Origin of the sequence: Pseudomonas sp. MF6751 (genome assembly GCF_016613265.1) — a bacterium.
In the GTDB taxonomy this organism is placed as follows: domain Bacteria; phylum Pseudomonadota; class Gammaproteobacteria; order Pseudomonadales; family Pseudomonadaceae; genus Aquipseudomonas; species Aquipseudomonas fluorescens_BV.
Map to the genome: position 1 here is coordinate 97,151 of NZ_JAENSV010000001.1, position 13,535 is coordinate 110,685.

Sequence of the window (13,535 nt, forward strand, 5' to 3'; positions counted from 1 at the left end):
TCAGGCAAAATCCAGCAGCAGCCTCGCCACTTCCAACACTTCTTGCAGCACCGCTTCTGCGGACTCTGCGGAAGGCTTGAGCATCAGGTCATCGGCATAGCCCATCGCCAGGGCGAAGATCTGCCGTGCAGCGCGTTGAGACGACTCGCAGCGAAAGACGCCATCGGCAACGCCCCGCTCGATCACCTCGGCAAGCATGCTTTGCCATTGGGCGTTGATCACCAGATAAGCCTGAGCCATTTGCGCGTCGTGCATAGCCTCGTCCCAGGCGTCGAGCCACAGCGCCCAGCCGGCATCAGCAGTGCTGGGCAGGCAGTCGCGCAAAAAACCCACGAACGCCTCCAGCGGTGGCGCATCGGCCAACGGCTCGCGCACTTCATCCAGTTGCTCATTGGCAAAGCGTACGAAGGCTTCGCGGCGCAGTTCATTCCAGTCGCTGAAGTAGTGATAGACATGACTGCGCGACAAGCCGGCATGTTCGGCGAGGTCACGGGTGGATACATCGGCGAAACCCTTGCTGCGAAACAGCTCCAGGGCGGCGGCGATGATCTGGTCTTTACGGTCGGTACGCGACATGGCAATTCCTTCGAGCACAAGCAGATAAGCGGGGCTTGCTTTTTGAGCGATCGCTCAAGGATACTTGAGCAGTCGCTCAATAATAGCGTCTATTACTCCTCTGGTGCACCCATGACATCCGTCACCCCACAAGTTCTGATAGAAGAAAGCAAGAAAATCGGCCAGCAGTCTGCCAGCCAAACCCTCAAGGCTATTGCCAGAGCCTATCCCGGCAAGCTGTCTTGCACCTTGTCGCTGGTGGCGCTGGAGAACGCACTGTTGTTGGCCTACCCGCTGTTTGCCGGGTTCGCGGTGGATTCGATTATCCGCGGCGATGCCACCAGTGCGTTGTTCTATGCCGCCGTGGTCATGGCGTTCTGGGCCGTTGGGGCGGCGCGACGGGCGCTGGACACCCGTACGTTCACGCGCATCTACGCGGACCTTGCGGTGCCGGTCATTCTCAACCAGCGCCAACAGAACCACAGCACCTCGAAATCGGCGGCACGGGTAGTACTTGCTAGGGAGTTTGTCGACTTCTTTGAAAAGCACGTGCCTATCATCGCCACGGCGTTGGTGTCGATTGTGGGCGCGGCAGTGATGCTGATCGTGATTGAGCCGTGGGTAGGTATGGCCTGCCTGGCCGCGCTGCTGCTGTGCATCACCTTGTTGCCACGCTTTGCACGGCGCAATCAGGAACTACACGAGCGCCTGAATAATCGCCTGGAGAAAGAAATTGGTCTGGTCGAAAAAGTCGGCGCGCCGACCCTGCGACGTCACTACCAGTTGCTGTCACGCCTGCGCATCTGGCTTTCAGACCGCGAGGCTGCGGCGTTCCTGTTTATCGGCATGACCGCGGCCTTACTGTTCGTGGTTGCGATCAGCCAATTGGCCATGTCCCCAGCGGTGAAGGCCGGCCACATCTACGCCGTCATGACCTATCTGTGGACCTTCGTCACCAGCCTGGACGAAGCGCCAGGCATGGTCGACCAACTGGCGCGGCTCAAGGACATTGGCAAGCGCGTAGACCCAGGGCTTGGGGAGGCCTGAGCCTCAACGAAACCGATCCACCTCATGACGCAAGCCTGCCGCCAAGGTCTCCAGTTCCTTGGCGGTAACTGCCAGGTTGGACACCACTTCACGCTGCTCGCTGTTGGCCAGCGCAATGCTCTGCAGGTTGCTGCTGAGCAAGGTCGCGGTGCTGCTCTGTTCCTGGGTGGCGGTGGTGATCGCAGCAAATTGCTGGCCGGCCGAGCGGCTTTGCTCGTCGATACGCGCCAGGGCCGAGGCCACGTCGGCGTTGCGCGACAGGCCTTCCTGCATCAGCGCATTGCCGTGCTCCATGGTGCTGATGGCGTTGCCGGTTTCCTGCTGGATGCTCTGGATCATGCCGGAGATTTCATCGGTGGCCTGGCGGGTGCGCGAAGCCAGGTTGCGCACTTCGTCGGCGACCACGGCGAAGCCACGGCCTTGCTCGCCGGCGCGCGCAGCCTCGATGGCGGCGTTGAGCGCCAGCAGGTTGGTCTGTTCGGCGATGGCGGTAATCACGCCGACGATCCCGCCGATTTCCTGGGAACGCTGGCCCAGGGTGTTGATCACGGCAGCGGTGCTGTTCAGCGCAGTGGCGATATGTTCCAGGGACGATGACGCCTCTTGCATCGAGCTGCGGCCGATACGGGTTTGCTGGGCATTCTCTTGGGCCAGGCGCTCGGTGTTGCCCATGTTGTCGGCAATGTTCAGCGAGGTAGCACTGAACTCTTCCACCGCACCGGCCATGCTGGTGATCTCGCCGGACTGCTGCTCCATGCCTTCATAGGCACCGCCGGACAAGCCCGACAGCGCCTGGGCGCGGCTGTTGACCTGTTCGGCGGCGGTACGGATATGCGACACCATGGTCGACAGCGCCTCACCCATCTGGTTGAAACTACGCGCCAGCTGGCCGATTTCGTCATGGCTGGACACATTGAGCCGCGCACTCAAATCGCCCGCGCCCAGGGCCTGGGCCTGGCGCACCAGCTCGCTCAATGGCGCCAGCTTGCTGCGCAACAGCCACACCGTGGCGCCCACTGCCAGCAACATCGCCAGCACACTGCCGACCACCAGGCGGATGCCGACTTCCCAGGTCACTGCGCGAATCTCAGCCTTGGGCATGCTCGCTACCACCGCCCAAGGGCCGCCTTCGAACGGCACCGAGACGCTATAGAAATCTTCGTTCTTGTCGCTCCAGAAACGGCCAGCACCCGGCTTTTTCGCCAGGTCGAGCATCACGGCAATCGCCTGATCCGGCGCTTGCACGCCAGCCGGCGGCACCAGCCAGTGCTTTTGCTCATCCAGCAGCGCGAGGGAGCCGGTCTGGCCGATACGGAAGCGCTTGAGGTTTTCAAACTGGGCGTTCTGGGCATCGGTGTAATCGAAACCGATGAACAGCACGGCGATGACCTGCCCACTGCTGTCACGTACAGGGCTGTATTGGGTCATGTAGGAGCGGTCGAACAACACGGCACGGCCGATGTAGGTCTGGCCGCTCACAACGCGCTGGTAGGCCGCGCCCTGACGGTCGAGCACGGTGCCAATGGCGCGATTGCCGTCCTGCTTGGTCAGGGAGGTGCTTACACGGATAAAGTCGTCGCCGCTGCGCACGAACACCGTGGCCACGCCACCGGACATCTGCTTGAACTCATCCACCTCTTCGAAGTTATTGTTCAGCACCTCATTGCCCAGGTAGAGGCTCGGCGTCTGCACGCCGGCCACGGCCACGGGCTGGTCCGCACGCACACTCAAGCCGGCGCCGAAGCGCTTTTCAAACAGCCCGCTCAAACGCTGGGTGCTTTCACGCAAGGTGCTGTGGAAGGTGTTGAGTTGGTCGGCGAGCAAACGCGCCTCGCTGGCCAAGTGTTCCTCGCGGGTGGCGAGGTTGGCGGAGTCGAGGGTACGAAGGGCGAAGACCGTACTGCCGCTGATCACGACAGCCAGAATCACGGCGAGTGCAAGGCCTAACTGGGAGGCAATCCGGGCACGAGGTTGAGACATGACAGCTCCTGGCCGAGGCCAGGATCATCCTGATCTCATAGCGCTGCTCGGCAAATTATCTAGTGGGAAACGGTAGTGCACGAGGGTTCCAACACCTTTCTTCGGCGGCATTTGGCAATACTTGAGCGAATCACAGGGGTATCCCGCAAACGATTGCACAAACGGTCCGGCCCTACTCAATCGAGGCGTTCAACCTGAGGCAACTCCATTGCCTTGACTTCACCTTGAAGAAATTCCGCCAACCGTCGCAAACGTTCGCCACCCGGACGGGTTTTCGGCCACACCAGGTAGTAGCTTTCCCCACTGGCGACCGCCGTAGGCCACGGCAGGCTCAAGCGTCCCTGCGCCACGTCTTCGGCCACCATCAACAAATCACCCATGGAGACGCCATAGCCTCGGGCGGCGGCTATCATGCCCAGTTCAAGCGTGTCGAACACCTGCCCACCCTTGAGTGAAACGTGAGATGACAACCCCATGCGCTGCAGCCAGTAACGCCAGTCGCGGCGGTCAGGCGTCGGGTGCAGCAGTTCGGCGGTTGCCAGCCGCGTCACGTCCCAGGGACCGTCGTCCAAAAGATTGGGGGCTCCCACCGGGATAAGCATTTCCGCAAACAGATAACTGGCCTCCCAGTCCGCCGGAAAGTGCCCGTTGCTGAGCAACACCGCGCAGTCGAATGGCTCTTGGTTGAAGTCCACTTCATCAATGCTCATCCACGCACTGGTGAGTTGCACCTCATTGCCTGGCTGCAATGCGCGGAAGCGACTCAACCGCGCCAGCAGCCAGCGCATGGTCAAGGTTGACGGCGCCTTCATACGCAGGATGTCATCTTCGGCATTCAAGGTATGGCAAGCACGCTCCAGGGCAGCGAAGCCTTCCCGTACGCCAGGCAGCAACAAACGCGCTGCTTCCGTGAGCTGCAACGTGCGACCGCTGCGCTGGAACAATCGGCAGGCGAAATAATCTTCGAGCGTACGGATATGCCGGCTGATCGCGCTTTGGGTAATCGACAATTCCTCAGCCGCGCGGGTAAACGAGTGGTGGCGGGAGGCGGCTTCAAATGCCCGCAAGGCATAAAGAGGAGGAAGACGACGAGACATGCTGAAAGCTCCGACTGCGCAATCTGGAAACCCTACCAGAATCGCTCATACATGAGTTTTAATCATGCTAACGATCGCTTTTATCCTTTTGTGCAATGCGCTGAATGCGCCGAGAATCAACCCTTCCCCACCTTCCTGACCATTCGAGTGTGATGATCATGCAACATCCGGCACGTACCGAACTCTGGGCCATTCTGCGGCTATCGGGGCCGTTGATTGCCTCACAGTTGGCGCACATGCTGATGGTGCTGACCGATACCTTGATGATGGCGCGCTTGAGCCCCGAGGCACTGGCCGGCGGAGGCCTGGGCGCGGCGAGCTATTCGTTCGTGGCGATCTTCTGCATCGGCGTGATCGCAGCCGTGGGCACCCTGGTCGCCATTCGCCATGGCGCGGGCGATATCGACGGCGCTACTCGCCTGACCCAGGCCGGGCTGTGGCTGGCGTGGTTGATGGCCCTGGCGGCGGCGTTGCTGTTATGGAACTTGAAGCCGGTGCTGCTGATGTTCGGCCAGACCGAAACCAACGTGCATGCGGCCGGGCAATTCCTGACGATCCTGCCCTTTGCCCTGCCCGGCTACCTGAGCTTCATGGCCCTGCGCGGCTTTACCAGCGCCATCGGCAAGGCCACCCCGGTGATGGTGATCAGCCTGTGCGGCACCGTGGTCAATTACCTGCTCAATCATGCACTGATCGAAGGCATGTTCGGCCTGCCGAAACTGGGCCTGATGGGCATCGGCCTGGTGACCGCCATCGTCGCCAATGGCATGGCGCTGGCACTGATGTGGTACATCCGCAGCAACCGCGCCTACGCCGCCTACCCGCTGGGCACCGGCCTGCTGCGCCTGAATACCCACTACCTGCGCGAGCTGTGGCGCCTGGGCCTGCCGATTGGCGGCACCTATGCGGTAGAGGTCGGGTTGTTTGCCTTTGCGGCGTTGTGCATGGGCACCATGGGCAGCACGCAGTTGGCGGCGCACCAGATCGCCCTGCAGATTGTCTCGGTGGCCTTCATGGTGCCGGCGGGGATGTCCTACGCGGTGACCATGCGCATCGGCCAGCATTACGGCGCCGGGCAGTTGCTGCAGGCACGCCTGGCCGGACGAGTGGGCATAGGATTCGGCGCCATGGTGATGTTGGGGTTTGCGGCGGTACTGTGGCTGTTTTCCGACCCACTGATCGGATTGTTCCTCGACCATGACGACCCGGCGTTCCATGACGTCATCGTGCTGGCAGTGAGCCTGCTGGCCGTCGCCGCCTGGTTTGAATTGTTCGATGGCGTGCAGACCATCGCCATGGGTTGTATCCGTGGCTTGAAGGACGCCAAGACCACCTTCCTGGTGGGCCTGGGTTGCTATTGGCTGATTGGCGCACCGTCAGCCTGGTTGATGGCGTTCACCCTGGGCTGGGGGCCAACAGGCGTCTGGTGGGGCCTGGCACTGGGCCTGGCGTGTGCGGCGGTGAGCCTGACCTGGGCGTTTGAGGCGAAGATGAAGCGGATGATTCGGCAGGAGCCGGATGCTCCTGTTGGATTCCGAGCGGCCGTGCCGGACTAGCGAGTGCACGCGGCCCATGTGGGAGCTGGCTTGCCTGCGATAGCGGTGTGTCAGGCTAATCATTATTAGCTGAACGACCGCTATCGCAGGCAAGCCAGCTCCCTCATTTGAACCACTTTGAAGGCTTAACCCAACAGCGCCTGCTGGCTTTGCCCGAACATCAGGTATTCCACCAGTTCTGGCAGCGGCAACGGCTTGCTGATCAGGTAACCCTGGACCTGATCGCACCCAAACAAGCGCAAAAGCTCAAGCTGCTCAGGGGTTTCCACGCCTTCGGCGACCACTTCCAGGTTGAGGTTGTGGGCCAGGTTGATCATGGCGTGCACGAGCTTGCGGTTTTCTTCGCGCTCTTCCATGCCGCCGACAAAGCTCTTGTCGATCTTCAACAAGGCAATCGGCAGGCTGTTGAGGTGCACAAACGACGAAAAACCGGTGCCAAAATCATCCAGGGAAAACCGCACGCCCAGCCGGCCAAGGGCGTCCATGGTCTGCTTGACCAGGTCGCTGCGGCGCATCACGGCGGTTTCGGTCAATTCGAACTCCAGCCATTGCGCTTCCACGCCGCGCTCGGCAATCAGGCGGCTGAGGGTAGACAGCAACTGACTGTCCTGGAACTGGCGAAACGACAGGTTGACCGCCATGTGCAGCGGCGGCAGGCCGCGTTCACGCAGGTCTTGCATGTCGCGCAGGGCTCGGGAGATCACCCAGTAGCCCAATGGCACGATCAGACCACTCTGTTCGGCCAGCGGCACGAATTCGCTAGGCGGCAACAAGCCGCGCTCACCGTGGCGCCAGCGCACCAGAGCTTCGAGGCCAACGATATGACCGTCGTCCAGGTCCAGTCGCGGCTGGTAATGCAACTCCAACTCATCACGACGCAAGGCCCGGCGCAGTTCACTTTCCAAGTCGGCCAGGCTGCGCGCGTTGCGGTTGATGCGTTCATTGAAGATATGAAAGGTACAGCCCTGGGTGCTTTTAGCCTGCTGCATGGCGATATGGGCATGCCACATCAACGGGTCGGCGCCAGCGCGGGCTCGAGCATGGGCCATGCCCAGGCTGCAACCAATCAACAGGCTTTCGCCATCCACCCAATAGGGTTCGGCCATCACTTCGGTGATGCGCTCGGCCATCCATTCGGCGCGCTGGGGCGCCCGGCGGGTATCGATCAACAAGGCAAACTCATCGCTGCCCAGGCGCGCCAGTTGGTCCCCGGCTTCGAGCTGGCTCTTGAGCCGCGACACCACTTGCAGGATCAAACGGTCGCCCGCCTGATGGCCGAGGGCATCGTTGGCATGACGAAAATTGTCCAGGTCCAGATGACCGAGGGCCAGGCCACGGCCTTCGTTTTCTGCCAGCCGGGCGGCCAGCAAGGTCTGGAAGCCCTGGCGGTTGGCAATACCGGTGAGCGGGTCTTGCTCGGCCAGGCGCTGCAAAGTGTTTTCCAGCACGCCGCGCTCGCGCACATGGCGCAGGCAGCGGCGCAATGTGTCGGCGTCCAATGCATCCAACACCAACCAATCGCTGACACCCAGCGGCGACACCAGTGGCTCCTGCTCCAGCAGCAATACACACGGCAGGCTGCACCGGCCGGGGCCGGGCTGCAGGCTGGGCGTGGTCAATAACACAGCACCCTGGTCGTCATCGAACAGGCGGCTTACCGAGTCCCAGTTGGGCGCGCTGATCAGCACAGCCCCTTCGCCCATCGGCGCCAGGCACTCGCGCAACAACGCCGCCCACTCGGGCTCATCGGCCAGCAGCAGCAAACGCAAGGGTTCGACAGGCGTAGACACGCTAACTCCCTAGACTCTGCAAAATTTCATTAGCGGTGCCATTATGACGTGCGGCCTGACAATGACAAAGAATGACAAATGATAGGTGTTATCAAACACGTAGACTGTAAATATTAGTCTCGAATAATCCTTAACATCCTGCGGCAAAGTAGCAAAACCGGCAAATTTAGATCGAGTGGTACGTCACACCGTCGTTCTATGGCAGCAGAATCTTTCCAGCCTGTTAAAATGCCCGCCCTTTTGAACAACGACCCCTGAAATTCCGTATGTCCCGACTCAATCCCCGGCAGCAAGAAGCCGTGAACTACGTCGGCGGCCCTCTATTGGTGCTCGCCGGTGCAGGCTCCGGCAAGACCAGCGTGATCACGCGCAAGATCGCGCACTTGATCCAGAACTGCGGCATCCGCGCCCAGTACATCGTCGCCATGACCTTCACCAACAAGGCGGCGCGGGAAATGAAAGAGCGGGTCGGCACCCTGCTCAAGGGTGGCGAAGGCCGTGGCCTCACCGTGTGCACCTTCCACAACCTGGGCCTGAACATCATCCGCAAGGAGCATGTGCGACTGGGCTACAAGCCGGGCTTCTCGATCTTTGACGAGACCGACGTCAAGGCCCTGATGACCGACATCATGCAGAAGGAATACGCGGGCGACGACGGCGTCGACGAAATCAAGAACATGATCGGCTCGTGGAAAAACGACCTGATCCTGCCCGCCGAAGCCCTGGAAGCTGCGCGCAACCCCAAGGAGCAGACCGCTGCCATCGTCTACACCCACTACCAGCGCACGCTCAAGGCGTTCAACGCCGTGGACTTCGACGACCTGATCCTGCTGCCAGTCAAGCTGTTCCAGGAGCACAAGGACATCCTGGAGAAGTGGCAGAACAAGGTGCGCTACCTGCTGGTGGACGAATACCAGGACACCAACGCCAGCCAATACCTGCTGGTGAAGTTGCTGATCGGCACGCGCAACCAGTTCACCGTGGTGGGCGACGACGACCAGTCGATCTACGCCTGGCGCGGCGCCCGCCCGGAAAACCTGATGCTGCTCAAGGAAGACTACCCCTCCTTGAAAGTGGTGATGCTGGAGCAGAACTACCGCTCCACTAGCCGCATCCTGCGTTGCGCCAACGTGCTGATCTCCAACAACCCCCACGAGTTTGAAAAACAACTGTGGAGCGAGATGGGCCATGGCGACGAGATCCGTGTGATCCGCTGCCGCAACGAAGACGCCGAAGCCGAGCGCGTCGCCGTGGAAATCCTCAGCCTGCACTTGCGCACCGACCGGCCCTACAGCGACTTTGCGATCCTGTATCGCGGCAACTACCAGGCCAAGCTGATCGAGCTGAAACTGCAGCATCATCAGGTGCCGTATCGCCTGTCGGGCGGCAACAGCTTTTTCGGACGCCAGGAAGTCAAAGACCTGATGGCCTACTTCCGGCTGATCGTGAACCCGGACGACGACAACGCCTTCCTGCGCGTGATCAACGTGCCACGCCGGGAAATCGGCTCCACCACCCTGGAAAAGCTCGGCAACTACGCCACCGAACGCAAGATCTCGATGTACGCCGCCACCGACGAAATCGGCCTGGGCGAACACCTGGACACGCGCTTCACTGATCGCCTGTCACGCTTCAAGCGCTTCATGGACAAGGTCCGCGAGCAGTGCGCCGGCGAAGACCCGATCAGCGCCCTGCGCAGCATGGTCATGGACATCGACTATGAAAACTGGCTGCGCACCAACAGTTCCAGCGACAAGGCCGCCGATTACCGCATGGGCAACGTCTGGTTCCTGATCGAGGCGTTGAAGAACACCCTGGAAAAAGACGGAGACGGCGAGATGACCGTCGAGGACGCCATCGGCAAGCTGGTGTTGCGCGACATGCTCGAGCGCCAGCAAGAAGAGGAAGACGGTGCCGAAGGCGTGCAGATGATGACCTTGCATGCGTCCAAGGGCCTGGAATTTCCCTACGTGTTCATCATGGGCATGGAAGAGGAAATCCTCCCGCACCGCTCCAGCATCGAAGCCGACACCATCGAAGAAGAACGCCGCCTGGCCTACGTGGGCATTACCCGCGCACGTCAGACCCTAGCCTTCACCTTTGCCGCCAAGCGCAAGCAATACGGTGAAATCATCGATTGTGCCCCCAGCCGGTTCCTGGATGAACTGCCGCCGGACGACCTGGCCTGGGAAGGTAATGACGACACTCCCACCGAGGTGAAGGCCGTTCGCGGCAACACCGCCTTGGCGGATATACGCGCGATGTTAAAGCGCTAGAATCGACTACTTTTTAATCTACTTTCGGCACACAACGCGCCATTAGAGGAAGCTTTCCGTGGAAGCACTGCACAAGAAAATTCGCGAAGAAGGCATCGTGCTTTCCGATCAGGTCCTCAAGGTTGACGCCTTTCTGAACCACCAGATCGACCCGGCACTGATGAAACTGATCGGCGACGAGTTCGCCGCACTGTTCAAGGATTCGGGCATCACCAAGATCGTCACCATCGAAGCGTCGGGCATTGCCCCGGCGATCATGACCGGGCTGAACCTGGGTGTGCCGGTGATCTTCGCCCGCAAGCAGCAATCCTTGACGCTCACGGAAAACCTGCTGTCGGCCACGGTGTATTCCTTCACCAAGAAAACCGAAAGCACCGTGGCGATCTCCCCGCGGCACCTGACCAGCAGCGACCGCGTGTTGGTGATCGATGACTTTTTGGCCAACGGCAAGGCGTCCCAGGCGCTGATCTCGATCATCAAGCAGGCCGGCGCGACCGTAGCCGGCTTGGGCATTGTGATCGAGAAGTCGTTCCAGGGTGGGCGTGCAGAACTGGATGCCCAAGGTTATCGGGTTGAGTCGCTGGCGCGGGTGAAGTCGCTGGCCGGTGGTGTCGTGACCTTTATCGAGTAATCACTGTGTGGGAGCTGGCTTGCCTGCGATAGCGGTGTGTCAGTCGACAGAGATGTCGGCTGACAGGCCCTCATCGCAGGCAAGCCAGCTCCCACATTAGGTTTTGCGTTGCGCTGTCAGTGGGCGGTTGCCTGCAGTCCGGCCAGCAGCAAGCGTTGATACAGGTCTTCCTTGATGCCCTCCGGCTTATCCAAGCGCATCCGCTTCAAATGCTCGGGAAACGCCTCCGGCTCCGGCGCGTCGAGTGCTGCCTTGCCCAACTCCAGAATTTCCGTGAGCTTGAATTTGCTCTTGAGCCAGTTCAGCGCCCGCAACAAGTCCCGCTCCTCATCCGTGAAGTCACTGCCCAGGGGGTATTCGGGAAACAAGCGACGATGCCTGGCCTGAATCGCCTGGAGCCGCTGCGGCGTGTTGTCGGCGAAACGCGGATCCAACTGGAAATCCTTGGGCAATTTGCCGGCCTTTTGCGCCTGCTCAATCAAGTCGTGCTGGAACCTTGAGTCAGTGATGTTCAGCAACGCTTCGATCACCTTGGCATCCGTCTGACCGCGCAAGTCGGCAATACCGTATTCGGTAATGACGATATCCCGCAGGTGCCGGGGAATGGTGCAGTGGCCGTACTCCCAGACGATATTGGAACTGACCTCACCCGCCGACTCGCGCCAGCTGCGCAAAATCAGGATTGAGCGTGCACCTTCCAGCGCATGCCCCTGGGCCACGAAATTGTATTGCCCGCCCACACCACTGAGCACGCGACCGTCTTCCAACTGATCAGCCACGCCAGCACCGAGCAAGGTGACCATGATGGCGCTGTTGATAAACCGCGCATCCAGGCGCTGCAGGCGCTTGAGTTCTTCCTGCCCGTACAGCTCGTTGATATAGCTGATGCGGGTCATGTTGAATGCCTGGCGCTTGGCGTGGGTCATTTCCTGCAGACGCTGGTAAAAGCTGCGCGGCCCCAGGAAGAAACCGCCATGGATCGACACGCCATCGGGTTGCGCCGCGTCGTCCAGGGTGCCCGCGTTGGCCTGCATCTGGGTCGCCACGTCCGGGTAGACCTTGCGCCGCACGATCCCGGCATCGGCCAATACCAGCAGGCCGTTGACGAACATCTCGCTGCAACCGTAAAGGCCACGGGCAAACGGCTCAACGCCGCCTTCGCGGCTGATCAACGGCGCCCACTGATACACATCCAAGTCGGTGAGCAACAGGCGATAGGCTTCGTTGTCGGCCTGGCGCGCCAGCAAGGCAGCCGTCAGTGCATCGCCCATGGAGCCGATGCCAATCTGCAACGTACCGCCATCACGCACCAGAGTGCTGGCATGCAGGCCGATAAAATGATCCTGAAAGCCCACCGGCATGTTCGGGGTGGAGAACAGCGTGGTGCTGTCTTTTTCATCCAGCAGGTAGTCGAACTCATCCATGCCCAACTCGGCATCGCCAGGCATGTAGGGCAAATCGCTATGGACCTGGCCGACGACCAGGATGGTCTCCCCGGCCGCGCGGCGCTTGGCGATCATGGGCATCAGGTCGAGGGTGATATCCGGGTTGCAGCTCAGGCTCAGGCGGTCGGGATGCTCGCTGCTACTGGCAACCAATTGCGCCACCAGGTTCAGGCCGGCGGCATTGATGTCGCGGGCCGCATGGCTGTAGTTGCTGCTGACGTAATCCTGCTGCGCCGCGGCGCTGTGGAGCAAGCTGCCGGGCTGCATGAAGAATTGCTGCACACGGATATTCTTCGGCAGGCTGCCCTTGTGCAGGTCCGCGAGGAAATCCAGCTCGGGGTAGTCACCAAACACCCGCTCGATGAAGGGTTCGAGAAAGCGTTTCTGTAGACCGTCACCCTGCGTAGGCCGTCCCAGGCTCAGGGCGGTATAAAGCGTCAGCGCCCGTTCAGGCAACTGCGCGATGCGCCGGTACAGCGCGTTGACGAACAGGTTGGGCTTGCCCAGCCCCAGCGGCATGCCCATATGGATATGCGCCGGCAGGCGCTCCAGTACGTCGTCAACTGCTTGCTCGATTGAACACAACTGCACCATCCGACTGCTCCCGAACATTCCATGAATTAGGGGTTGGACCGAGCTTGCCGGGTCTTTGCTGCAATGAACAGCCTGAATACCAAATCGCGGGCACAAAAAAGCCGCTGGTAAGCGGCATTTTTGACGAAGATCGGCCGATTACAGCCCGGACATCTTCTTGATCGCACCCTTGAGGTCGTCATCCGAACAATCAGCGCAGGTGCCTTTGGGCGGCATGGCGTTGATACCGGTGATGGCCTTGGCCAGGATGCCATCGAGGCCACCTTGATGGTCGGCGCGTTCTTTCCATGCGGCGGTGTCGCCAATTTTTGGCGCACCCAAAAGGCCGCTGCCGTGGCACGCATTACAGTGCTTGGCGATGATCTCATCGGGGGTTTTCGCGCCGCCGCCGCCGGCTGCCACGGCAACTTCCATGCCCTTGCATTCCTGGCCCTGGACGCAAACCTGGCCCACAGGCTCCAGGCGCTTGGCAATGTCATCATTGGTCGCAGCTTGAGCGCTGACAGCCCATAGGGCCAGTACGGTTGCTGGTGCAGCCAGCATTTTCATAATTAGGTTCACGCG

Annotated in this window: 10 protein-coding genes and 1 pseudogene; 4 read left to right on the top strand and 7 right to left on the bottom strand. The window is 60.7% G+C overall.

The features are described 5' to 3' along the window. Positions 1 to 576, bottom strand: a complete 576-nt coding sequence (locus tag JJD66_RS00490; protein WP_200647403.1) for a TetR/AcrR family transcriptional regulator — start codon at positions 574 to 576, stop codon at positions 1 to 3. A 111-nt stretch (positions 577 to 687) separates the two neighbouring features. Here JJD66_RS00490 and JJD66_RS00495 point away from each other — a divergent pair, with 111 nt between their 5' ends. Continuing rightward, positions 688 to 1,602, top strand: a complete 915-nt coding sequence (locus JJD66_RS00495) for an ABC transporter six-transmembrane domain-containing protein (protein ID WP_200647404.1) — start codon at positions 688 to 690, stop codon at positions 1,600 to 1,602. Positions 1,603 to 1,605: 3 nt separating this feature from the next. On the opposite strand, the gene JJD66_RS28355 is transcribed toward JJD66_RS00495, so the two are convergent. The 3 genes and pseudogenes from JJD66_RS28355 to JJD66_RS00505 all read right to left on the bottom strand — a co-directional run bounded on the left by JJD66_RS28355 (position 1,606) and on the right by JJD66_RS00505 (position 4,679). Next, positions 1,606 to 2,466 (bottom strand): methyl-accepting chemotaxis protein, encoded by an 861-nt coding sequence (locus JJD66_RS28355; RefSeq protein ID WP_430459260.1) that lies wholly within the window; start codon positions 2,464 to 2,466, stop codon positions 1,606 to 1,608. 42 nt (positions 2,467 to 2,508) lie between these two features. Further along, a pseudogene (locus JJD66_RS28360) lies at positions 2,509 to 3,582 on the bottom strand (Cache 3/Cache 2 fusion domain-containing protein); the annotation flags it as partial. A 176-nt stretch (positions 3,583 to 3,758) separates the two neighbouring features. Continuing rightward, a complete protein-coding gene (locus JJD66_RS00505) occupies positions 3,759 to 4,679 on the bottom strand; it encodes a LysR substrate-binding domain-containing protein (RefSeq protein WP_014720465.1) in 921 nt (306 codons plus the stop codon). A gap of 152 nt (positions 4,680 to 4,831) precedes the next feature. Between JJD66_RS00505 and JJD66_RS00510 the strand changes: the two genes are divergently transcribed. Further along, positions 4,832 to 6,235: a NorM family multidrug efflux MATE transporter gene (locus tag JJD66_RS00510; protein WP_200647405.1), complete on the top strand. Its 1,404-nt coding sequence runs from the start codon at positions 4,832 to 4,834 to the stop codon at positions 6,233 to 6,235. 125 nt (positions 6,236 to 6,360) lie between these two features. On the opposite strand, the gene JJD66_RS00515 is transcribed toward JJD66_RS00510, so the two are convergent. Beyond that, complete coding sequence (locus JJD66_RS00515; protein WP_057975303.1) at positions 6,361 to 8,025, bottom strand: putative bifunctional diguanylate cyclase/phosphodiesterase; 1,665 nt, start codon at positions 8,023 to 8,025, stop codon at positions 6,361 to 6,363. Between the two features lie 266 nt (positions 8,026 to 8,291). Here JJD66_RS00515 and rep point away from each other — a divergent pair, with 266 nt between their 5' ends. Then, a complete protein-coding gene (gene rep, locus JJD66_RS00520; RefSeq protein ID WP_200647406.1) occupies positions 8,292 to 10,301 on the top strand; it encodes a DNA helicase Rep in 2,010 nt (669 codons plus the stop codon). Positions 10,302 to 10,359: 58 nt separating this feature from the next. Beyond that, positions 10,360 to 10,932 carry a xanthine phosphoribosyltransferase gene (locus JJD66_RS00525; RefSeq protein WP_003195447.1) on the top strand — a complete coding sequence of 191 codons (573 nt, stop codon included), beginning with the start codon at positions 10,360 to 10,362 and terminating at the stop codon, positions 10,930 to 10,932. Positions 10,933 to 11,048: 116 nt separating this feature from the next. Here JJD66_RS00525 and JJD66_RS00530 read toward each other — a convergent pair whose 3' ends face one another. After that, positions 11,049 to 12,971, bottom strand: coding sequence for an acetyl-CoA hydrolase/transferase family protein (locus JJD66_RS00530; RefSeq protein WP_200647407.1), 1,923 nt, complete (start codon positions 12,969 to 12,971; stop codon positions 11,049 to 11,051). A gap of 138 nt (positions 12,972 to 13,109) precedes the next feature. Next, a complete protein-coding gene (locus JJD66_RS00535; RefSeq protein ID WP_034129081.1) occupies positions 13,110 to 13,520 on the bottom strand; it encodes a c-type cytochrome in 411 nt (136 codons plus the stop codon). Between the last annotated feature and the right edge of the window lie 15 nt (positions 13,521 to 13,535).

Bases quoted from the DNA above. Each gene is read 5' to 3' on its own strand.
- JJD66_RS00490 (WP_200647403.1), bottom strand. From the start codon at position 576: ATGTCGCGTACCGACCGTAAAGACCAGATCATCGCCGCCGCCCTGGAG.
- JJD66_RS00495 (WP_200647404.1), top strand. From the start codon at position 688: ATGACATCCGTCACCCCACAAGTTCTGATAGAAGAAAGCAAGAAAATC.
- JJD66_RS28355 (WP_430459260.1), bottom strand. From the start codon at position 2,466: ATGGGTGAGGCGCTGTCGACCATGGTGTCGCATATCCGTACCGCCGCC.
- JJD66_RS00505 (WP_014720465.1), bottom strand. From the start codon at position 4,679: ATGTCTCGTCGTCTTCCTCCTCTTTATGCCTTGCGGGCATTTGAAGCC.
- JJD66_RS00510 (WP_200647405.1), top strand. From the start codon at position 4,832: ATGATCATGCAACATCCGGCACGTACCGAACTCTGGGCCATTCTGCGG.
- rep (WP_200647406.1), top strand. From the start codon at position 8,292: ATGTCCCGACTCAATCCCCGGCAGCAAGAAGCCGTGAACTACGTCGGC.
- JJD66_RS00530 (WP_200647407.1), bottom strand. From the start codon at position 12,971: ATGGTGCAGTTGTGTTCAATCGAGCAAGCAGTTGACGACGTACTGGAG.
- JJD66_RS00535 (WP_034129081.1), bottom strand. From the start codon at position 13,520: ATGAAAATGCTGGCTGCACCAGCAACCGTACTGGCCCTATGGGCTGTC.